Origin of the sequence: Chromohalobacter marismortui (assembly GCF_004364315.1) — a bacterium.
GTDB classification, from domain to species: Bacteria; Pseudomonadota; Gammaproteobacteria; order Pseudomonadales; family Halomonadaceae; genus Chromohalobacter; species Chromohalobacter marismortui.
The window spans coordinates 414,008-435,844 of record NZ_SOBR01000003.1; the positions used below are offsets into that span (position 1 = coordinate 414,008).

The 21,837-nt window shown below is 61.9% G+C and carries 18 protein-coding genes; 8 read left to right on the top strand and 10 right to left on the bottom strand.

Features of this window, described 5'->3' with window-relative positions:
• Positions 1-76: 76 nt before the first annotated feature.
• Positions 77-1,417 carry a metalloprotease PmbA gene (gene pmbA, locus C8E00_RS08555; RefSeq protein ID WP_133696906.1) on the bottom strand — a complete coding sequence of 447 codons (1,341 nt, stop codon included), beginning with the start codon at positions 1,415-1,417 and terminating at the stop codon, positions 77-79.
• A gap of 108 nt (positions 1,418-1,525) precedes the next feature.
• Between pmbA and yjgA the strand changes: the two genes are divergently transcribed.
• Positions 1,526-2,047: a ribosome biogenesis factor YjgA gene (gene yjgA / locus C8E00_RS08560; protein ID WP_133696907.1), complete on the top strand. Its 522-nt coding sequence runs from the start codon at positions 1,526-1,528 to the stop codon at positions 2,045-2,047.
• 88 nt (positions 2,048-2,135) lie between these two features.
• On the opposite strand, the gene tldD is transcribed toward yjgA, so the two are convergent.
• From tldD to C8E00_RS08595, 7 genes are all read right to left on the bottom strand, one after another.
• Positions 2,136-3,590: a metalloprotease TldD gene (gene tldD / locus C8E00_RS08565; RefSeq protein WP_133696908.1), complete on the bottom strand. Its 1,455-nt coding sequence runs from the start codon at positions 3,588-3,590 to the stop codon at positions 2,136-2,138.
• Entirely contained in the window at positions 3,587-7,477 is a 3,891-nt protein-coding gene (locus C8E00_RS08570) for a YhdP family phospholipid transporter (RefSeq protein WP_133696909.1), read from the bottom strand. The genes tldD and C8E00_RS08570 overlap by 4 nt, the downstream gene beginning before the upstream one ends.
• 4 nt (positions 7,478-7,481) lie before the next feature.
• Positions 7,482-8,945, bottom strand: a complete 1,464-nt coding sequence (gene rng / locus C8E00_RS08575; RefSeq protein WP_133696910.1) for a ribonuclease G — start codon at positions 8,943-8,945, stop codon at positions 7,482-7,484.
• Between the two features lie 31 nt (positions 8,946-8,976).
• Positions 8,977-9,579 (bottom strand): Maf family protein, encoded by a 603-nt coding sequence (locus tag C8E00_RS08580; RefSeq protein ID WP_133696911.1) that lies wholly within the window; start codon positions 9,577-9,579, stop codon positions 8,977-8,979.
• A 54-nt stretch (positions 9,580-9,633) separates the two neighbouring features.
• Entirely contained in the window at positions 9,634-10,116 is a 483-nt protein-coding gene (gene mreD / locus C8E00_RS08585; RefSeq protein WP_166638280.1) for a rod shape-determining protein MreD, read from the bottom strand.
• On the bottom strand, positions 10,113-11,036 hold the full coding sequence (gene mreC, locus C8E00_RS08590) for a rod shape-determining protein MreC (RefSeq protein ID WP_279586112.1): 924 nt from the start codon (positions 11,034-11,036) through the stop codon (positions 10,113-10,115). The genes mreD and mreC overlap by 4 nt, the downstream gene beginning before the upstream one ends.
• 116 nt (positions 11,037-11,152) lie before the next feature.
• A complete protein-coding gene (locus C8E00_RS08595) occupies positions 11,153-12,190 on the bottom strand; it encodes a rod shape-determining protein (RefSeq protein ID WP_133696916.1) in 1,038 nt (345 codons plus the stop codon).
• Between the two features lie 191 nt (positions 12,191-12,381).
• Between C8E00_RS08595 and gatC the strand changes: the two genes are divergently transcribed.
• Genes gatC through gatB form a run of 3 tightly spaced genes read left to right on the top strand, consistent with a single transcriptional unit; the run spans position 12,382 to position 15,622 of the window.
• Positions 12,382-12,669 (top strand): Asp-tRNA(Asn)/Glu-tRNA(Gln) amidotransferase subunit GatC, encoded by a 288-nt coding sequence (gene gatC / locus C8E00_RS08600; protein ID WP_133696919.1) that lies wholly within the window; start codon positions 12,382-12,384, stop codon positions 12,667-12,669.
• 41 nt (positions 12,670-12,710) lie between these two features.
• Entirely contained in the window at positions 12,711-14,171 is a 1,461-nt protein-coding gene (gatA, locus tag C8E00_RS08605) for an Asp-tRNA(Asn)/Glu-tRNA(Gln) amidotransferase subunit GatA (RefSeq protein ID WP_133696921.1), read from the top strand.
• Positions 14,171-15,622, top strand: a complete 1,452-nt coding sequence (gatB, locus tag C8E00_RS08610; RefSeq protein WP_133697230.1) for an Asp-tRNA(Asn)/Glu-tRNA(Gln) amidotransferase subunit GatB — start codon at positions 14,171-14,173, stop codon at positions 15,620-15,622. The genes gatA and gatB overlap by 1 nt, the downstream gene beginning before the upstream one ends.
• Before the next feature lie 16 nt (positions 15,623-15,638).
• On the opposite strand, the gene C8E00_RS08615 is transcribed toward gatB, so the two are convergent.
• Positions 15,639-17,285, bottom strand: a complete 1,647-nt coding sequence (locus tag C8E00_RS08615) for a bifunctional protein-serine/threonine kinase/phosphatase (RefSeq protein ID WP_424948545.1) — start codon at positions 17,283-17,285, stop codon at positions 15,639-15,641.
• A 262-nt stretch (positions 17,286-17,547) separates the two neighbouring features.
• Between C8E00_RS08615 and ppa the strand changes: the two genes are divergently transcribed.
• Positions 17,548-18,078: an inorganic diphosphatase gene (gene ppa, locus C8E00_RS08620; protein ID WP_133696925.1), complete on the top strand. Its 531-nt coding sequence runs from the start codon at positions 17,548-17,550 to the stop codon at positions 18,076-18,078.
• Between the two features lie 18 nt (positions 18,079-18,096).
• Here ppa and C8E00_RS08625 read toward each other — a convergent pair whose 3' ends face one another.
• Positions 18,097-19,167, bottom strand: coding sequence for a DUF2333 family protein (locus tag C8E00_RS08625; protein ID WP_133696928.1), 1,071 nt, complete (start codon positions 19,165-19,167; stop codon positions 18,097-18,099).
• Between the two features lie 267 nt (positions 19,168-19,434).
• On the opposite strand from C8E00_RS08625, the gene aroQ reads away from it, so the two are divergent.
• From aroQ to accC, 3 genes are all read left to right on the top strand, one after another.
• Entirely contained in the window at positions 19,435-19,872 is a 438-nt protein-coding gene (gene aroQ / locus C8E00_RS08630; protein ID WP_133696931.1) for a type II 3-dehydroquinate dehydratase, read from the top strand.
• Between the two features lie 62 nt (positions 19,873-19,934).
• Positions 19,935-20,399: an acetyl-CoA carboxylase biotin carboxyl carrier protein gene (accB, locus tag C8E00_RS08635; RefSeq protein WP_133696933.1), complete on the top strand. Its 465-nt coding sequence runs from the start codon at positions 19,935-19,937 to the stop codon at positions 20,397-20,399.
• 70 nt (positions 20,400-20,469) lie between these two features.
• Entirely contained in the window at positions 20,470-21,816 is a 1,347-nt protein-coding gene (gene accC, locus C8E00_RS08640) for an acetyl-CoA carboxylase biotin carboxylase subunit (protein WP_133696936.1), read from the top strand.
• The last annotated feature ends 21 nt before the right edge of the window (positions 21,817-21,837 follow it).

The following is a 21,837-nucleotide window of genomic DNA, read 5'->3' on the forward strand; positions in this document are numbered from 1 at the left end:
GCGCAACGAGCGCCACGCTATCACACACCTGAAATAGCAGCGACGCAGTGCCAAGGCCCTGCGTCGCCCAACGTTCTTACTCGCCGGCTACCGTCATATCATCGATCAACCAGCTACCGGTGTGCACACTGCCTCGCGTATCGGTATCGTCGCCCACCCCCTGGAGATTGGCGAACATATCGCGCAAGTTGCCGGCAATGGTGAATTCCTCGACGGGATGCTGAATCTTGCCATCTTCGACCCAGAAGCCCGACGCACCACGCGAGTAGTCACCGGTCACCCCATTGACGCCCTGCCCCATCAACTCGGTAACCAATACCCCACGCCCCATCCGCGCAAGCAACTCATCCCGCGAGGCCAAGGGTGCATCGATACGCAGATTGCGCGCACCGCCCGCATTGCCCGTGGTCGTCATGCCAAGGCGGCGCGCGCTGTACGTCGAGAGCATGTAACTCGCCAAGCGTCCTCGGTCGATGAAGACATTATCGCGCGTGGCGACACCCTCATTGTCAAAAGCCGTACTCGCCATGGCCCCATATTCACGTGGCTGCTCGCGTAGAGAGAACCAGGCGGGGAAGACAGCCTCTCCTAAGCGGTCGCACAGGAAAGAGGCCTCACGATACAAGGCGCCCCCGGCGATGGCCCCCATGAAGCTGCCCACCAGGCCACTGGCAAGCTCGGGCGCAAAGAGCACCGGCATCCGCCCCGTCGCCGGTGAGGTCGCCCCCAATCTGGCCAGGGTCTTCTCGGCGGCACGCTGTCCCACCGACTCGGGCGATTTCAAATCCGCTGGATTGCGCACCGCGGTATAGTCATAATCGCGCTGCATGTCCGCCCCTTGGCCTGCGATCAGCATGCACGACAATGAATGGTGACTGCCCCGCTGGCTGCCCAGGAACCCATGGCTATTGCCATAGACGCGCACCCCTTCTCCGCTCGACAAGTTCGCTCCTTCGGAATTGACGATGCCGTCGACCCCGCGTCCGGCGGACTCGCAGGCGAGCGCCAGCTCGATGGCATCATCGGTACTCAACGCCCAGGGGTGATGAACGCCAAGATCAGGCAATTCCGTCGCCATCAGCGACGCGTCCGCCAAGCCAGAAGCCGGATCCTCTGCGGTATAGCGGGCAATATCCAACGCTTTTTCGACGACCGCACGCAGAGATTCATCGCTGGCATCGGACGTCGACACACTGCCTTTTCGCTGCCCCACAAAGACGGTGACCGCAATCCCCTGATCGCGCGACAGTTCGACGCTTTCCACGTCCCCCAGGCGCACACCGACCTCGATTCCCTGGTCCACGCTGGCGCCCACCTCGCACGCATCCGCGCCCAAGCGCTTGGCCAATTCCAAGGCCTGCGCGACGCGTGCCTCCAAGCGTGCTTGCTGCTCTACGGCATCGAAGGCCTGGCTCATGATCTACTCCTGTACTCATAAGGCCCGAGACACTGCTCAAGGGCTCGGTAGGATTGTCGAGGAAGCCTGATATACTGCACAGTCACCCCGAAGCATGATGGTAATGCAATGTCGTCGATCGACCTCCCCGACCCGCAAGACGAAGAAGCGGGACGTCCCAGCAAGACCCAGCGCAAGCACGAGATGAGGGCCCTGCAGGCGCTCGGCGAGCGCATCATCGCCATGAGCGATGCCGAACGCGCGCGCCTGCCGCTCTCCGACGACATGCGCTTCGCGGTCGAGGAAACCTCACGTATCCGCTCCCACGAAGGCCGCCGTCGTCACATGCAGTATGTCGGCAAGGTCATGCGCCGCGAGGATTTGGCAGCCATCCAGGCCACGTTCGAGGCCATCGAACAGGAACAACTGCATCGCGATAACGCCTTTCATCGTCTCGAACGCTGGCGCGACCGGCTCATCGACGATGACAGCACCGATACGTTGGAGGCCTTCATCGCCGACCATCCCGAGGTCGATCGTCAGACGCTGCGACAACTCATCCGCAACGCCAAGAGCGAACGTCAGCGCGAAAAACCGCCGACGAGCGCCCGCAAATTGTTCAAACTGATCCGCGAAACCGCTGACCTCTAAGCCAGAAAATACGGCTTTGCCGCTCGAAGCCAGGAATTTTCTTCTTCCAACTTCCAGCCGCGTAGCGGCGCTCTTCCCGCTTCGAGCTTTATGACTGTGTCCCACCCACGGTGAGTTCGTCGATCTTGAGTGTCGGTTGGCCCACACCGACCGGCACTCCCTGACCTTCCTTGCCACAGACACCCACGCCCGTATCCAAATCGAGGTCGTGCCCGATCATCGACACCTGCTGCATCACTTCCGGCCCGTTGCCGATCAAGGTCGCGCCTTTGACGGGCGCCGTGATCTTGCCATCCTCGATCAAATAGGCCTCGGACGCGGAGAACACGAAGCGTCCCGAGGTGATGTCGACCTGGCCGCCACCGAAGCTCACCGCATAGATGCCGCGTTTGACGCTCTTGACGATATCCTCGGGATCATCCTGGCCCGCCAGCATGCAGGTATTGGTCATGCGCGGCATGGTGACGTGTGCATAGGACTCGCGACGCGCATTGCCGGTCGGCGCCATCCCCATGAGACGCGCGTTGAGCTTATCCTGCATGTAGCCTTTCAGGATGCCGTCCTCGATCAGCGTGTTGCACTGACTCGGCGTGCCCTCGTCATCAACGCTCAGCGAGCCCCGCCGGTCAGCTAACGTGCCATCATCGATGACCGTGACACCCGGCGCCGCAACGCGTTCGCCGATACGCCCCGCGAAAGCCGAACTGCCTTTGCGGTTGAAGTCGCCTTCGAGGCCATGCCCCACCGCTTCGTGAAGCAGGATACCCGGCCAGCCATTGCCCAAGACCACTGGCATCTGGCCAGCCGGCGCATCGACCGCTTCCAGGTTGACCATCGCCTGACGTACCGCCTCCTTGGCATAGCGTTCGGCCACTTGCTCGTCACGCAGCCGTGCCATCGAATAGCGCCCACCACCGCCGGCACTGCCACGCTCACGACGGCCATCACGCACCGCGATGACGCTGACGTTGAAGCGCACCAAAGGACGAATGTCGGCTGCAAGCGTGCCATCGCTGGCGCGCACCATCACCACTTCATAGACGCCGGACAGCGAGGCACTGACCTGCGTGATGCACGGATCGGCGGCACGGGCCACGCGATCCGCCGTCTTGAGCATGGCGATCTTGTCCTCGGCGGAAAGCCCTGCCAGGGGATCCACATCGGCATAGCGCCGCGTCGGCATGGCTACCTGCACCGTCTGTGGTGGCACGCGCTGACCGCTACGCGCAATCCCCGAGGCGATACGCCCGGTATCGGCCAGCGCCTCGGCATTAATCTGGTTGGAATAGGCAAAGCCGGTCTTTTCACCGGTCAGAGTGCGCACGCCGACACCGCCATCGATGTTGTACCCGGCCTCCTTGACATCGCCGTCCTCGAGGACCCAGCTTTCCTGCCAAGTGCGTTGAAAATACAAATCAGCATAGTCGATGCCCGGCCCCATGGCGTGCGCCAGGCCGGTGTCCAGCGCCGATAGGTCGAGCCCACCCGGCGCGAGGAGCAAAGAGGTCGCCTGATCCAAGGCGCTGTCATTGAGTGCGTTCATCGGGCGCTTTCCAGTGTCAGTTGCGGCGACGACCATGGGCCGTGCACGCGGTAATGTATCTGCGTTGCCTTATCGAGCCAGCCGCCGAACAGCTTGTGGGCAAGATACAACCCCACCCCTACCTGCGGCGCGCCGACGAGCACAGCCGCCAGCGGTAAATTCTGACTCACCGGAACGGTGATACTCAGTCGTTGATCCAGTGTACGCTGCACGAGATCGGCCTCGCCTTGCAAGGTGAAATGGGTGGCCGAACCGTCGATTTCAACCGGGCCTCGGGTCACGAGCTTGCCGTCGAACAGCGTCGCTTCGCCCTTGACACTGTTGAAGGCCGTTCCCTCCTGCGTGATATCGGAAAAATCCAGCGTCAGGCGGCGAAAGATATTGTCCAGGTTGAGCAGTCCCACCAGCTTGGCCGGTCCCGACTCGATCTTTCTGAAACGGCCGTTGGTCAAGGCCAGCGACACGCTGCCTTGCGCGCGTTCAACGGCAAATTGCCATGGCGCACCGGGCCAGGCCAAACGTGCTTCTATATTGACGGTTTCGCTATTGACGACTTCGGGCTGCCCCAGGCGCACCAACGCTTCCCCCAGATTACTCCCTTTCAAGGTCATTCGCGCGCGAGTGAGACTGCCTTGTTGCCCCGCCTCTTCCCAGGCCAGCTCACCGCTCGCCGTCACGCCGTTGATCACCAGTGACAGTGGGTTGATGCTCAAGCGTCGCGATGACGTTTGCCAGTCGGCCTCGAGCGGACCGAACGTTTGTCCATCGCGACGCAACTCACCGATATGCAAGTGGCCATCCGGCCAGCGCTTGACCCCCTCCGGCAAGGCCACGGGATCCGGCGGCGTGGCGATTTCCTCACTGAGCGTCACTTTACCGTCACCCTGGGCAGCAGGGTCGGCGGGCCATAGCGAGCCCAAATCGAGATGCGTGAGATCGATATCCACCGGCTGCTCGGAATCCGGCCGCCACTGCGCGTTGCCCGCGGCGATGGGCCCTTCCAGCACCAGTTGCCATCCACTCACGAGCGGCGTGATGGCCGCTTGCAGGGCACCGCGACACCGATCGGCCATGACGACACAGGGTGTCGACACCGATATGCGTTGCAGACCGCGTGCGGCGTCCTGGCGATCACCGCCCGTTGCCCCTAGCGGTGCGCCTGCAGACTGTTTGATGACAGGTCGATTGAGGGCACGTTCTCGCAGCAGCGATATCCATTGCCGAGGGTCGAGGCGTGACGGCTGCCAGTTCAGGGTCCAGCCACTTTGCTGTGGCCATTGCGGGGTGCGTGGCCAGTCTTCCAACCAGATCTGGCCCTGCAGACGTTCGCCTCGCGTGCGCCAACGCGCCCGTCCCCAATCGGATATCCGGACCTGTCCGCTCCCCGAGGCCACATCGGTCGTCACTTCCAACGCCCCCGCGGCATCGGCCGCCTTGCCGAAGGGATCCGGCAAATGAAGCGCCAGCCCCTGAAGGTCACTGGTGACCCTTACGCTCGCCTTGTCCTTGTCATCGAACGTCACCCGCGCACGATAGGGAAGCGTGCCTTCGACCAGCGCGGGCTGTGGCGCCAATCCCGCCCAGTCCAGAAGCCCTTCGACACTGGCTCGTCCAGTAAAAGTGAGGCCATCACCCCCCACATCCAGATCGCCATGCAAAGGCCCTCCCCACGCGTGTGCATTGAGGTCACCGGTGAGCATGTCCTGATCCTTGCGATGACGGTAATGCAGCGTTCCTTGTACATCCTTGATGGGAAGGCGCAGCGTATCGATATACAGTCGCGAGGCCTCGACGCGGCCTTGAATATCGGCTTGCATCATCTCGGGAACCGCCAGCGGCACCGTCAAGTCAAGGTCGGCCTGAACCTGGCCCTCACTGCGCCACCCGGCAAAGGTCTCGTCGAGCCCGTCCAGCGGCGCCGCCGCGAGAAAATCCAACAACGACTGGCTGGTGCCCGTCACCGGTCCACGAACACCCAAGGTGTTGCCCACCATGAGAACACGCGCATTCTCCGTTTCCAGCCCCATGCTCGTGGCATGCGCCACATCGGCGACAAGACTCTGATTCTCGATGGATAGATGACCCGCGACGTTTTCCAGCACAGGCCATTCGCTGTCATAGGGGAGCCGCCCCTGCTCGACATCCAGCTCCAGCTGCAGGCGATCCTCGGGGTTGACGAACAGCTGGCCTTCAGGGGCCTCGCGTTCGGTCAGCGTCTGCGATAGCGACAGAGACCCCTGGGGCACGCGTCCCTCGACCTGCGACAGCCATTCGAGCAGTTCTTCGTCCATGGGCTGGGTGGGCAACCAATCGAGCAGCGGCGTATCGATCGCGTCCACATCGGAAAATGCCAGGTCGAGATCGAGATGCCCTGGTACGTCCTCGGCCAATGGCAAGCGGACCGCGAAGGTGCCCTCCACATCGGCGCCACGCCAGGTCGCTTGTAGCGCCTTGCCCACGATCTCGAAGGCATCGCCGTCACGCTGCCACTCGACACGACCGCTGGCGGCATCCACGTCGATCGGCTGGGCATAGACGTCGGGAAAGGCCAGCACCATGCCCGGCTCATGACGAAAACGCACATGCCCCGAAGCGTTATCGGTAGTCACCCAGGCGCTGAACGGCCCGCCACCGGGAATGCCGTCCCAGGCCGACACGCGTACTCCCGTCAGTGACGTGCGTGAAAACCAGCGTCCCGCTTGCTGCCCGACCTCGAGACCCTCGACTTGCCCCGTTGGCGCCATGTGCTCGAGCATTCGCGCATGTTCATCGGACAAGGGCAGCATGCCGCCCCAAGCCGTCAGCGCATCGAGGGGAAAATCGCTGCTGCGCAGCCACCAGTCATCCCCATCGATACGTGCCTGCACCCGTTCAGGCAAGGGCAGCTTCTCGAGGCCGTCGTCATCCCGCTTGACGGACAAGCCATTGGCCCAGACATTCCAGACACCCTCATCGTTACGCAACGCCTGGGCACGCACGCCGATATCCTCGAACGCCAACGGTGCGCCCTCACGTCGCGTCATGACCAATGTCGGCAGCGACAGGCGCAGGCGCACATCTTCGAGACGCGCATCGCGCCAGCGGGCCCAAAGCCGAGCATCGCCGTCTACCGTTTTCAACGTATAGCGTTGTCGAGCCGTCAACATCCGGCCCAACGAACGCAGCCCCGCGGCATTGACGTCGACTTGCAGGGCAGCGTTGAAGGCGCCCAATCCTCGCCGCCCGGGCAGCACGTCGAGTACCGCACTCAGGGTGGTCTCCGGTTGGCCTTCGACATGCATCTGCCCTTCGAGGTGGGCCCTGGCATCACCACCGGCCATCAGCACACGTGGCGCCACCAGCGTGACGTCGTCCTGGCGTCCATGCAGGACCACGCGCACGTCATGAATCGCGACACGCTGACGCAGAAGCGCACCGACCCAGCGGTTGATAGCGGCGAGACGCAAGCGACCCGACGACTCGATCTGGTCCGGCACGTCCACCGAGGGCCACCCCCATCCGCCGTCCTCATTCTGATAGAGATGGAGGGTCGCTCGGGCGACATTGGCCCTTTCGAACACGGGATAGCCGGCACGCAATGACGCCAGCGTATCGAGACGTGCATATGCCTTCTCGAGCCTCAACAAGGGGCGCGATTGCGGCGACTTGGTACGCAGCGTCATGCCCGACAGCGTCACTGACGGGTCCCAGCCATTCCAGCCGGCGCCCAGGTGCCGCAACTCGGCATCCGCATTGAAACGTTGGGCGAGCTGCGCTTCGATATCGTCGCGCAAGGCATCGACCTGCGTCGCCAGGCCACGCAACGTCAGCAACACCACTGCGATGATGCCCAGTATCACCGCCACCGCGGTGAGCAGCCAACGCCCTTTTCTTCGCAACGGGGTCATGGGGTCACATCAGCACGATATCGTACTGCTCTTGGGAATAGTGGGCCTCGACCTGAAAACGAATCGTCTTGCCGATAAAGACCTCCAGGTCCGCCACTGCCGTCGATTCTTCGTCGAGCAGCCGATCGACCACTCTCTGAGAAGCCAGCACCATGTAGGTTTCCGGGCTGTAAGCACGTTCCTCGCGCAGGATTTCGCGAAATATTTCGTAGCACACGGTTTCAGCTGTCTTGAGCGTGCCGCGTCCCTGACAGGTCAAGCAGGGCTCGCATAGGGTCTGCTCGAGGCTTTCGCGAGTACGCTTGCGTGTGACCTGTACCAACCCCAACTCGGTCACACCGGTCAGCTTGTTCTTGGCGTGATCGCGTTCCAGCGCTTTCTCGAGGACGCGCAACACCTGGCGCTGATGCTCGAGTTCTTCCATGTCGATGAAATCGATGATGATGATGCCACCCAGATTGCGCAGCCGCAGCTGCCGCGCAATCGCCGTGGCCGCCTCGAGGTTGGTCTTGAAAATAGTCTCCTCGAGGTTGCGATGCCCGACATAGCCTCCCGTGTTGACATCAATCGTGGTCATCGCCTCGGTCTGATCGATGACCAGATACCCCCCCGATTTGAGCTGTACCTTGCGTCCCAGCGCCTTCTGGATTTCGTCTTCGACGCTATAAAGATCGAACAGCGGGCGCTCGCCGGGATAGTATTCGATGCACGACTCGACATCGGGCATGAATTCCTCGGCGAATTCCTTGAGCTTGACATAGTTTTCACGGGAATCGATCCGTACACGCTCGATATCGGCACGCATCACGTCACGCAGCGTACGAATGAACAACGGCAGATCATCGTAAAGAAGGGCCGGCGGCACGGCACTGTGCCGACGCTCATCGATTTTGCGCCAGAGTCGCAACAGGAAATACATGTCGGCGGCCAGCTCTTCCTGGCCCACGCCCTCGGCCGCCGTGCGGATGATCACACCTCCCGGCGTATTGCCACTCATTTCCGCCTGGGAGGCTTCAATCAGTGTCCTGAGCCGCTCGCGTTCGTTTTCGTCTTCGATACGCTGGGAGACGCCGGTATGCGGGGAGTCAGGCATATACACCAGGTAGCGCGACGGCACCGACAGGTGCGTGGTCAAACGCGCCCCTTTCGAGCCGATGGGGTCCTTGGTGACCTGCACGACCAACGATTGCCCTTCCTGGAGCAACTGAGAGATCGTGACGTGCTCGTCAATGCTCGCGTTGGGCGCCACGACTTCATTGACATGTATGAAGGCCGCCCGCTCGAGCCCGATATCAACGAAGGCGGCCTGCATGCCCGGTAACACCCGCACCACCTTGCCCTGATAGATATTGCCTACGATCCCACGCCGACGACTGCGCTCAATGAAGGCTTCCTGCAAGACACCGTTTTCGACCACGGCGACACGCGTCTCCATGGGCGTCAAATTGATCAGTACCTCGCCGCTCATGCGTTGCCCCTAACCAGATTATCTGTCGGCATTATGGCACAGCCGGACGCTCGCCCCACAGCGAGACACCTTGGCGCGTCAATAACTTGGCAGTCTCGAAGAGAGGTAACCCGACCACCGCGGAATGACTGCCTTCGATGCGCTCGACGAAAATCGCGGCCAGCCCTTGAATGGCATAGGCCCCCGCCTTGTCCACCGGCTCGCCGCTGCGCCAGTATGCGTCGATCTCAGCCGGCTGTATCTCGCGGAGCGTCACCCGTGTGACGACATGGGTCGACAGCATGCCATGCGGTCCCGTGACCGCAACGCCCGTCATCACGTCATGAGTGGTACCCGACAAGGCGCTGAGCATGGCGACGGCCTCCTCGCGATCACGCGGCTTGCCCAGGATACGCTGGCCCAGCACCACGGCCGTATCCGAGCCCAATGTAGGCAATGCTGTTCCTGCGGCACCGGCTTGGGCCTTGTCTCGCGCCAGACGCGCGACATAGGCGGCAGGCGATTCTCCCGCGTGCGGCGTTTCATCGACAGCGGTCGGGAACACTTCGACGCCGACTCCGATCGAAGCCAGTAAATCCCGGCGCCGGGGTGAAGCCGATGCCAGGCGCAACGACACTGCCTGGGGAGTAGACATAGGCGCTTCCTCACGACATGGATGAGAGACACATAATGCGGCGTGACGACAGGATCACACGATTTTCAAGCGTCGCCGCAGCACTTGCATCATGGTAAACAACCACGGCCACAGGGCAGCGCCCACGAACGCGGGCAACAGAAACGCCAGGTGGATCGATACCGGCCCGAAGATCGTCCGCAACCATTGCTCGATGAGTTGAACCAAGCCCAGCAAGACGAATAGCAATACCGCCTGTTGCCAAATGGAATAGGCCCGCAGACGCTGATAAAGCAACAGACACAGATAGGTGAGAAGCGACAATGTCAGGGCATTCTGCCCCAGCGGGGCTCCCTCGATCAGATCCAGCAACAAGCCCAGCACGAAGCCATGGAAGACACCGACACGCTGAGGAGCGACGATGCACCAATAGACCAATGCCAGCCCCAGCCAATTAGGACGCCACATCAACCACGCATCGGCTAGCGGCATGACCTGCAGACACAGACTCACCAGCAGGGTGAGCCAGATCATGAGGAGGCCTGGCAAGCGCATCATGGTCGCGCCCCCTCGAGTTCGACGGGCGTCTCGGCCACGCGACCGTTCGCGACGCGTAACGCCGCTCCGATATTGATATCACTACTGGCGGCCACTGCCGCCGTCGGTGGAAACAGCAACAAGAAGTGTCGCGAGCGCTCGAGCTGCGCAAGTGGTCGTGCCTCGACATTGGCGAAAGAATGCTGGTCATCCCGGTCGACCCGCGTCACTTCCGCAACGGGATAACCCTCGGGGAAACGCCCCCCAAGGCCGGACGTCGTGAGCAGATCGCCTTGCCTGATATCGGCGGTAGCCGGCACATTGAGCACGCTCAGGGTATCGACCTCGCCAGTGCCCTGAACGATGAAACGCTGACCACTGCGGTTGACCTGCACCGGCACGGCATTATTGGCATCACTCACCATCAGCACACGACTGGTGTACGCGGAAACGGCAATCACCTGCCCAACCAAACCGGAAGCATCCATGACGGGCTGGCCGACGTAAACGCCATCCCGGCGCCCTCGCCCGATCACCATCTGCTGTGTAAAGGGGTCGGAATCCAGAGACAATAAGTCAGCCGTGATATAGGGCACCTCATCGCGTGGCGCAGCATTCAGCAATTCCCGCAGACGCACGTTTTCCGCCGTCAGGTTCGCCATGCGCTGGACACGATGCGACAGCGTCAACAACTGCTGACGCAAGCGCTGATTCTCTTCTACCAAGGCACGCTGGTCCGAAAAAACCAGCGCTGCCCAGGACAACCCCTCGCTAGGCAGGCTTACCGCCCATTGCACGGGGGCCACCACGGTACTCAGTTGCGCGCGCACATCGTCCATGAACGGTAGGCGAGTATCCGCGAACATCAGGGCAAAGGCGGCAACCGCGCATAACAGCATGCGGTAACTGGGTACTGGACCATGCGAAAACAGAGGTTTGATAAGCCTTCCTCCGCAGACAAGGCGCAGGTCTCACTAAGCTCCATCCATCGAGCCACGCGCAACGCGAGCGGCTTCAGACAAATGAACAGGCACTAGCAACACGAGCCCCAAGGGCATCAATCGCTGGACAGCAGCTCAAAGGTCCGCTGATCGATCATTTCCAATGCCTTGCCGCCACCGCGCGCCACGCACGTCAACGAATCCTCGGCAACGATGACCGGCAGCCCCGTCTCCTCGGCGATCAACTTGTCGATATCACGCAACAAGGCGCCGCCGCCGGTCAGCACCAGACCGCGCTCGGCAATATCCGACGCCAGCTCGGGAGGCGACTGCTCGAGTGCGCTCTTTACCGCAGCGACGATGGACGACAACGGATCTTGCAGGGCATCGAGAATCTCGTGCGAATTCAGCGTGAAGCTGCGCGGAATGCCCTCGGCCAGATTGCGGCCGCGCACATCGATCTCACGCAGCTCGCCGCCGGGGTAGGCGCAACCGATCTCTTCCTTGATGCGTTCCGCAGTCGCCTCGCCGATGAGGCTACCATAATGGCGACGCACGTAGGCCGTGATCGCTTCATCAAAACGATCGCCACCCACACGAATCGATTCGGAGTACACCACGCCATTGAGTGAAATGATCGCAATCTCTGAGGTCCCGCCACCGATATCCACGACCATCGAACCGGTCGCTTCTTCGACTGGCAGGCCGGCACCGATGGCGGCGGCCATGGGCTCCTCGATCAGGAACACCTCGCGCGCGCCGGCCCCTTCCGCCGACTCCTTGATGGCACGTCGCTCGACCTGAGTCGACATGCACGGCACGCAGACCAGAACACGCGGACTCGGCGTCAAGAAGGTGCTTTGATGCACCTTGCGAATGAAGTGCTGGAGCATCTGCTCGGTGACGGTAAAGTCAGCGATGACGCCGTCCTTCATGGGACGGATCGCCGTAATGTTGCCAGGGGTACGACCCAGCATACGCTTGGCATCGATCCCTACGGACGCGACGCTGCGCATATTGCCAGACTGGCGGATGGCTACGACCGACGGCTCGTCCAGCACGATACCGCGACCGCGTACGTAAATCAGTGTGTTGGCGGTCCCCAAGTCGATCGATAAATCGCTCGAGAAAAGCCCCCGTAAACGTTTAAACATGGAAGTCTTTCACCTAGTCCAGACCGGAACCCTGTGCGGACGCAAACGGTATCATCGCGGGGGTGGCGCGGCAAGCAAAGGCCTGTCAGCGCGCGCCAGATATGATAAATTCTGGGGTTGCTCCGGCGTAAAACCTTCATTGACGCGGCGCTGAACACGCGCCGCGCGGCATCCATCAAAGGTAACCCGATATGGCGATCGAACATGCAGACGTGCTCCGTGCTGCCCACCTGGCTCGCGTCGGCTTGAGTGAGGACGAAGCAACTGGTTACGTCGATGACTTGAGCCGCATTCTGGAAATGGTCGATCAGCTTCAAGCCGTCGACACCCAAGGCATCACCCCATTGGCGCACCCGCTGGACGCCACGCAGCGCCTGCGCCCCGACGAAGTGACCGAGCGAAGCCAGCGCGACCGCTTCCAGGCTTGCGCCCCGGCCACCGAGGACGGCCTCTATCTTGTCCCGCGCGTCGTCGAGTGAAGCTTCCTCGTCAGGATTCGAACCAGGAGTCATATTCTTCCATGCATGACAAGACCCTCACGGAGCTTGCCGCTAGTCTTGAAGCAGGCGAGTTCTCCAGCCGTGAGCTGTGCCAGGCCGCGCTGCAACGCATCGAGCAGCTCGATGGCGGACTCAACAGCTTCATTACCGTGACCGCCGAGCAGGCACTCGCCAATGCCGACGCCGCTGACCAAGCACGCAAGGCCGGTCATGCCGGCCCGCTCGCCGGCCTGCCGCTGGCGCTCAAGGACATCTTCTGCACCCAGGGCGTACGCACCAGTTGCGGTTCGAAGATGCTCGACAGCTTCGTCGCGCCCTATGACGCCACGGTCGTCGAGAAGCTGGGCCACGCCGGCGCCGTCAACCTCGGCAAGACCAACATGGACGAGTTCGCCATGGGCTCGTCCAACGAAAACAGTTTCTATGGCCCGGTCAAGAACCCCTGGGACGTGAGCGCCGTGCCCGGCGGTTCCTCGGGCGGCAGCGCCGCGGCCGTGGCGGCGGGCCTGGTACCGGCAGCGCTCGGCACCGATACCGGCGGTTCGATTCGTCAGCCGGCCGCCTTCTGCGGCATCACCGGCCTGAAGCCCACCTACGGGCGTGTGTCGCGCTACGGCATGGTGGCCTACGCATCGAGCCTCGACCAGGGCGGCCCCATGGCACGCACCGCTGCCGACTGTGCCCTGCTGCTCGAAACCATCGCCGGCCACGACGTGCGCGATTCCACCAGCGTGGCACGCGTGGTGCCCGACTACTCCGCCGAGCTCGACACCTCGCTGGCCGGCCTCAAGATCGGGCTGCCCAAGGAATATTTCGGCGACGGGCTCGACCCCGAGGTCGAAACCGCCGTGCGTGACGCGATCAAGGTCTACGAGTCGCTCGGCGCCAAGGTCTGCGAAGTCAGCCTGCCGCACACGCACCTGGCGATTCCTGCCTACTACGTCATCGCGCCGGCGGAGGCATCGTCCAACCTGTCGCGTTATGACGGTGTGCGCTTCGGCCACCGCTGCGAGGATCCGACCGACCTCGAGGACCTCTACAAGCGCACGCGGGCCGAAGGCTTCGGCGAAGAGGTCAAGCGGCGCATCCTGATCGGCACGCACACGCTTTCCGAAGGGTTCTTCGACGCTTACTACCTCAAGGCACAGCAAGTGCGCCGCCTGATCCGTCAGGACTTTCTCGACGCCTTCGACGACGTCGACGTGCTGATGGGGCCGACCGCCCCCACGCCGGCCTTCGATCTGGGCGCGCAGAAAGATCCGGTCTCGATGTACCTGCAGGATATCTACACCATCGCCGTCAACCTGGCCGGCATTCCGGGCATCAGCGTTCCGGTCGGCTTTGCCGGTAACCGCCCCGTCGGCCTCCAGGTGCTGGCTCCGCACTTCGCCGAGGCCCAACTGCTCGGCGTGGCGCATCAATTCCAGCAGGCCACCGACTGGCACCTCAAGCGTCCGGCATTCGGCAAGGAGATGGCATGATGCAGTGGGAAACCGTGATCGGGCTCGAGGTCCACGTTCAGCTCGCCACCCAGTCCAAGATCTTCTCCGGCGCGTCCACCGCCTTCGGCGCCGAGCCCAATACCCAGGCGTGCGCCGTCGACCTCGGCATGCCCGGCGTGCTGCCGGTACTCAATGAAAACGCCGTGGCGATGGCGGTGAAATTCGGTCTCGCCGTCGACGCCGAGATCCCCGAAACCTCGTTGTTCGAGCGCAAGAACTACTTCTACCCGGATTTGCCCAAGGGCTATCAGACGAGTCAGATGGCGCAGCCCATCGTCGGCCCCGGCCAGGTCGAGATCACCCTCGACGACGGTTCGACGCGCAGCGTCCGCATTCATCACGCTCACCTCGAGGAAGATGCCGGCAAGTCGCTGCACGAGGACTATCACGGCATGACCGGCATCGATCTCAACCGTGCCGGCACGCCGCTGCTGGAGATCGTCTCCGAGCCCGACATGCGCTCGGCCAAGGAAGCGGTCGCCTACATCAAGGCACTGCACGCCATCGTCACCTATCTCGGCATCTCCGACGGCAACATGGCCGAAGGCTCGATGCGCTGCGACGTCAACGTCTCGGTGCGTCCCAAGGGGCAGGCCGCTTTCGGCACTCGCGCCGAGATCAAGAACGTCAACTCGTTTCGCTTCGTCGAGAAGGCCATCGCCTTCGAGGTCGAGCGCCAGATCGAACTCATCGACGATGGCGGTCAGGTCGTGCAGGAAACGCGACTGTTCGACCCGGAACGCGACGAGACGCGCGGCATGCGCACCAAGGAAGAAGCCAACGACTACCGTTACTTCCCCTGTCCCGACCTGCTTCCAGTGATGCTCGACGGTGCCTATGTCGATCACCAGCGCGCACTCATGCCTGAACTGCCCAGCGAAAAGCGCCACCGCTTCGAAAACCAGCTGGGCTTGTCCGCCTATGACGCCGGCGTGCTGGCCTCGAGCCGTGCCATGGCCGAGTACTTCGAAGCCGTCAAGGATGTCTGCGGCGACGCCAAGCAGGCCGCCAACTGGGTACAAGGCGAACTCTCGGCCAACCTCAACCGCGAAAACCTGGAGATCGACGATAGCCCGGTCACGGCCGGGCAGCTCGGCGGCCTCATTCAGCGCGTCATGGACGACACCATCAGCGGCAAGGCCGCCAAGCAGGTCTTCCAGGCGCTGTGGGACGGCGAGGCGGACAGCGCCGATGCCATCATCGAGGCCCGCGGGCTCAAGCAGGTCACCGATACCGGCGCCATCGAAGGCATGATCGACCAGGTCATCGCCGACAGCCCGGTTCAGGTCGCCCAGTACCGTGAAGCCGACGAGGCCAAGCGCGGCAAGATGATCGGCTACTTCGTCGGCCAGGTCATGAAAGCCTCGCGCGGCACCGCCAACCCGCAACAGGTCAACAGCCTCCTCAAGCAGAAGCTGGATCAGGCTTGACGGCATCCTGGTGGCCTTAATTCAACCACCACGACAGCAACAACAGTAGCAGCAGCACACCGGCCACGACTTTCCACAGCGTGGCCGGTTGCTGCCATGGCTGGTGCGGCTCAGGGTCATCACGCCGCCTGGGCGTGCGCAAATGGTAGGCGAACTCCCCCAGACGCCGGAATCGCAGCGCACGCTGCGGATCGAGCGCACGCCGCAGTGCGTCATCGAGCTCAGCACCGATCGCCGGATTATAGCGGCGTGCACTGGTGTAGCTCATGCGCTCAAGATCGGTATGGCTGCGCAATTCGTTGGGCGCCAGCGCATAAGGCTGATGGCCGGTCAGCAGCCAGTAGATGGTCGAGGCCAATCCATATTGGTCGCTACGCCGTCCCACCTCAGTGTCCAGGGCGTATTCGGGGGCGCTATGCTCGGTCAACCCCACCTGCCGCGCCAGTTCACGCGCCCCTTGCTGGCTATCGCTTTCACGCAAGTGGCAGGCACCGAAATCCGTCAACACCAGCTGGCCATGTGTATCGACCATCAGATTATCGGGATGGATATTCTGATGCATCACATCACGACGATGCAGGGCCTGCACTGCCTTGACCAATTGCCGCGCCAAATCCAGGCGCGCCTCGAGACTGGCCTGGGGATGACGCAACGCCCAATCGCTGAGCGATTCGCCCTTGATGTAATCGATCAGATAATACTGGTAGCGTCGTGGTCGAGCCGAATCCACGACCTTGGGCAAGAACGGTGAGTTGACGCGCTGCACGACCCACTGCTGAAGCGCGAAATGCTCCTGATAGGCGTTGCGCAGCGACAGCTCGGGGCTGGGCGCCTTCATCACCATCTCGCGCTCGTTGCGGGCGTCCCGCACACGATAGACGCGTGACTTGGCGGTGCGCGACAGCACCTCGAGCACCTCCAGCCCATCGAGACGCTCACCGGGCGTCAATTCGGGCGGCACCGGCAAGTCGCCATACAGCGGCACGGGATGCTCCGGCTCGACCTCTTCGGGCAAGCGATCGATGCGCACCAGCTGGAAGCAGAACTGATCGCCGCCGTAGCCACGCTCCTGGGCACGCCTGTGCGCCGCCTCGGCCAGACGTTCGCAGGCCGCGTCGAGATCGCTGACATCGGCGCGGATCAGTTGCACGAAATCCGAGGGCAGCAAGGTCCCGCGCACAGCCTGGGTGGTAAACAGGAAGAGATCGCCCTGCTTGAGTGAATCCGTCGCATAATCGATATCCAGGCTACCGTCCATGCCCAGTGCACGCGACGGATAGCGATAGCCGCCCAAGTCGGTGACATGGTCGCGAGACAATTGCTCGAATTCGGCCCCCCGCAGACGAAAGACCAATGTGTCGCCCATGTGAAACAGGTGCATTTCACGACGACGGAACACCATGGCCGAGAGGGAGCAAATATAACTGCCGCCTTCGATGTAGGCGCTTTGGCTATAACTCCAGCTATTCAGGGCACGCAGCACACGATGCGCCGATGTCTTGACATCCCAATGTTCCGGGGTCGAATAATAATCGGCAAGAAAGCCTCGTACGCTCAGGTCTCCGGCCTGTTTGGCGATCGCGTTGCGCCAAGTGGAATCACTGATCAGCGCGCAAGCGCCCTTGGCGGACAGCTGAGAGCCAGCGGGCACCTGGACCGACATCGAGCTGCGATGACGACGTCGATCCGGTGCCACGAACGCCTGCCCGAAGCTGATAGAAAGGCTGCTTTCCGTCAACGATCGTCTCCTTGTCGATGATGATGAGACGGATAATTCTTGCGAGCGATGAGCATGGCAACACCAGACGACGATTGCATGATCTCATTGACGTCCCACGCCGGTTGGTAAACGCTGGACGCTACTCGTATAATTTCTCGGATTTTCTCCCGCTGGTGTTCAACCTGCAAACCGCAAGGACTCGACGATGAGTTTCAACAACATTCCCGCTGGCAAGGATCTCCCCAACGACGTCTACGTGGCGATCGAGATTCCCGCCAATCACGCACCGATCAAGTACGAGATCGACAAGGACATGGATGCGCTGGTCGTCGACCGCTTCATGGCCACACCAATGTTCTACCCGGCCAACTACGGCTTCATCAACAACACCCTGGCCGACGATGGCGACCCACTCGACGCACTCGTGGTCACCCCCTACCCGGTTCAGGCAGGCAGTGTGATTCGCGCGCGCCCGGTCGGCGTACTCAACATGTCCGACGAAGCCGGCGAAGACGCCAAGCTGGTCTGCGTCCCGCACCCCAAGCTGAGCGCCCTGTATGACGACGTACAGGAAGTCACCGACCTCCCCGAACTGCTGCGTCAGCAGATCGCGCATTTCTTCGAGAACTACAAGGATCTCGAAAAAGGCAAATGGGTGAAGATCGACTCCTGGGATGGCGCCGAGGCCGCCCGCAAGGCCATCGAGAAAGCCGCCGACGCTTACACCAAAGCCTGATTTCGCCTCTCACCAACGTCACCCCGCGTCGCTCCCCCGACGCGGGGTGTCTGGTTCAGGGGTATCACTCGTCGAGCTAGACGCTTCGAGATCGCTACGTATGCGGGCGATCAGTTGCGATGCCTGCAACGTATAATTCGCCATCATCAACGAGTGGTTGGCGAAGATACCGAAACCGCTGCCGTTGAGCACGATGGGGCTCCATAGGGGCGCCTGCGAGGCATCGAGCTCAGCGATCAACTGATCGAACGCCGTGCCGACTCCGGCCGCTTCGATGGCCGGCGCGAAGTCTCGCCTGGCAGCGTCGAGAAGGTGCTTCAGGGCCCAGGTATTACCGCGCGCTTCGAAGAAAACGTTGTCGATACGCCACCACGGCGTGTTCACGCCATCCTCGCCGCGTTCGATATCGGCACTACGACGCTCGGCGTGCCCCACGCTCGCTGCCAGCCGCTGGGTCTGCCGCTCGAGACGAGTCTGCACGCGCCCAAGCCAAGCCGCCAACGCTGGCGCCTCCTGAGAGAAGCTCGCCTGCTGCTCTCGCAGACGCCCCAGATAATCGCGCAGCGCCTCGCGCGCCGCCTGATAACGCCCTTCGGCGGATGGAAAACGCCAAGCGTCACTGTGCGTCTCCAGGGCATCGACGGCGTGTTGCAGAGTATCGTTAGTGCCATCGGTGATCGCACCATTGAGCGCCGCACTCATGGCCCTGACTTGCCCGAGCACGCCCTGCTCCCAGCTCGGCATGTTATCCAGCCACAGCCCCGGCGGCGCGATATCGTTACGCAAATAGCCACCGGGCTTGTCGAGCAAGCTGCCGAGTAACGTCACCGTGGTGGCGAGCACGGTCTCGCCGGGACGGGACGCATCCGTCACGGCCTCGGCACCGGAGGACTGCGCAGCGCCACGCTGCAAGCTCACCGCATCGTCGACATTGAAAGCATCGGGGCGCTGGCTCCACCAAACGCCCAATGCCACACAAACCACGAGGTAGATAACCAGCAAGGCGATCAGGGGTTTCCAGATCCAGCCATACTGAGGCGATTCCAGCACATTGCGCTGGTCACGCTCACGCTTGCGAAAAAGAGCCATGATGACGTCCTTGTATGAAGTTGAGAGCGGTGACTTCCATCCTATCACGCAGTCGCGTTTTTGCCGTCGCTATGATGCATGCTCAAGGACATCCGTCCTCGGTGGCCAAAAGGCATCACAACAATTGCAAACTAGACAGTTCGCCAGTTTTTGGGCAAACTCCGCTCACGCTAACGATATATGGCACCAGCGGCGGTATCTTGCATGATCGTGCCGTGATCTAAGCCAATCCTGAACAGGTTAACAGCGTCGATCTGGACTCATGACATGGCGAATCTTCTCGTACTCAACGGCCCTAATCTCAACCTGCTCGGTACGCGCGAGCCAGGCGTTTACGGCACCACTACCCTCGAGGATATCCGCCTGCGCCTGACCCAGCGCGCCAGCGACGCTGGCCACCGTCTCGACTGGCTGCAGTCCAACGCCGAACATCTACTGGTCGAACGTGTGCACGCAGCACGTCACGACGGCACCGACTTCATCCTGATCAACCCCGCCGCCTTTACGCATACCAGCGTTGCCTTGCGCGACGCGCTCACGGGTGTCGCGATTCCCTTCATCGAGCTGCACCTTTCCAACGTGCATGCGCGCGAGCCGTTTCGTGCGCATTCATATTTTTCGGATGTTGCTCGCGGCGTCATCGCCGGATTCGGCGCCGACAGTTACGAGCTTGCCCTGGAAGCCGCGCTGCGCCAGCTCGGCTGACGAGGCACACGCTCCGATGGCAAACCACGCCACCTCACATTCACATTGATCGAGACAGGCTTATGGATATTCGCAAGGTCAAGAAACTCATCGAACTCCTGGAAGAGTCCAATATCAGCGAGATTGAAATCCAGGAAGGCGAGGAGTCCGTACGTATCAGCCGCCACACCGGTGGTTTCAGCGCCCCCCCCGCAGCCCAGGCGCCCGCGCCCGCTCCCGCCGCTGCGCCTGCTCCCGCCGCACCCGCTCCAGCCGCCGCACACGAGGCCGAAGCCGCGCCCGCCGAACCCAGTGGCCACCCGGTGACCTCGCCCATGGTGGGCACGTTCTATCGCTCGCCAGCGCCAGGCGCCAAGCCGTTCATCGAAATCGGGCAAAGCGTCAAGAAAGGCGAAACCGTGTGCATCGTCGAAGCCATGAAGATGATGAATCAGATCGAGGCCGATCAGGATGGCGTGATCGAGGCCATCATGGTAGAGGATGGAGAACCGGTCGAATTCGACCAGCCGATGGTCATCATCTCTTGAGGCCGTTTGCGATCACTGCACATGAACGATCGCTAACCGCTTCCGAGCTTACATAGAGACGGACGACACTATGTTGGACAAGGTACTCATCGCCAATCGTGGCGAGATCGCCCTTCGCGTGCTACGCGCCTGCAAGGAACTCGGCATCAAGACCGTCGCGGTACATTCCAAGGCCGACCGCGAGCTCATGCACGTGCGGCTGGCCGATGAAGCCGTGTGCATCGGCCCCGCGTCCTCGGCGCAATCCTACCTGAACATACCGGCCTTGATCAGTGCTGCCGAAGTCACCGATTCCAGCGCCATTCATCCCGGTTATGGCTTTCTCTCCGAGAACGCCAACTTTGCCGAACAGGTAGAGCGTTCGGGCTTCGTGTTCGTGGGGCCGCGCGCCGACACCATCCGCATGATGGGCGACAAGGTCAGCGCCATTTCAGCGATGAAAAAGGCCGGCGTGCCCACGGTGCCCGGCTCCGACGGGCCGCTCCCCGAAGATAACGACGACGCGATCCTGGCCACCGCCAAGCGCATCGGCTACCCGGTCATCATCAAGGCAGCTGCCGGCGGTGGCGGCCGTGGCATGCGCGTGGTGCACAGCGAGGGCAGCCTGCTCTCCTCAGTCAGCGTGACGCGCAACGAAGCCAATTCGGCGTTCGGCGACGGCACGCTGTACATGGAGAAGTTCCTCGAGAACCCGCGTCACGTCGAGGTTCAGGTACTGGCCGACGGTCAGGGCAATGCCATTCACCTGTACGATCGCGATTGCTCCCTGCAGCGCCGTCACCAGAAGGTGCTGGAAGAAGCCCCCGCGCCGCATCTCGATCCCAAAGCCCGCGCCGATGTCCTCCAGGCCTGCGTGGATGCCTGCAACGAGATCAACTATCGTGGCGCCGGCACCTTCGAATTCCTGTACGAAAATGGGCAGTTCTTCTTCATCGAGATGAACACACGCGTTCAGGTCGAACACCCGGTTTCTGAAATGGTCACTGGCGTGGACATCGTCAAGGAGCAGCTGCGTATCGCGTCCGGTCACCCGCTGTCCATTTCTCAAGAAGACGTGCAGCTCAACGGGCATGCCTTCGAGTGCCGGATCAACGCCGAAGACTCGCGCACCTTCATGCCTTCCCCCGGCAAGATCGATCTCTACCACGCACCCGGTGGTTTGGGCGTACGCATGGATTCGCATATCTACACCGGCTATAGCGTACCGCCGCACTACGATTCCCTGCTCGGCAAGTTGATCACCTGGGGCGCCAGTCGCGAGACCGCGCTGACCCGTATGCGCAATGCCCTTGACGAGCTGCTGGTCGAAGGTATCAAGACCAACATCGACCTGCAGAAGGATCTGGTTCGCGACAGCGCTTTCCAGCAAGGTGGGGTAAACATTCATTATCTCGAGAAGAAACTCGGCCTGAGCTAGTCAGACCGAGCGACTCGACAC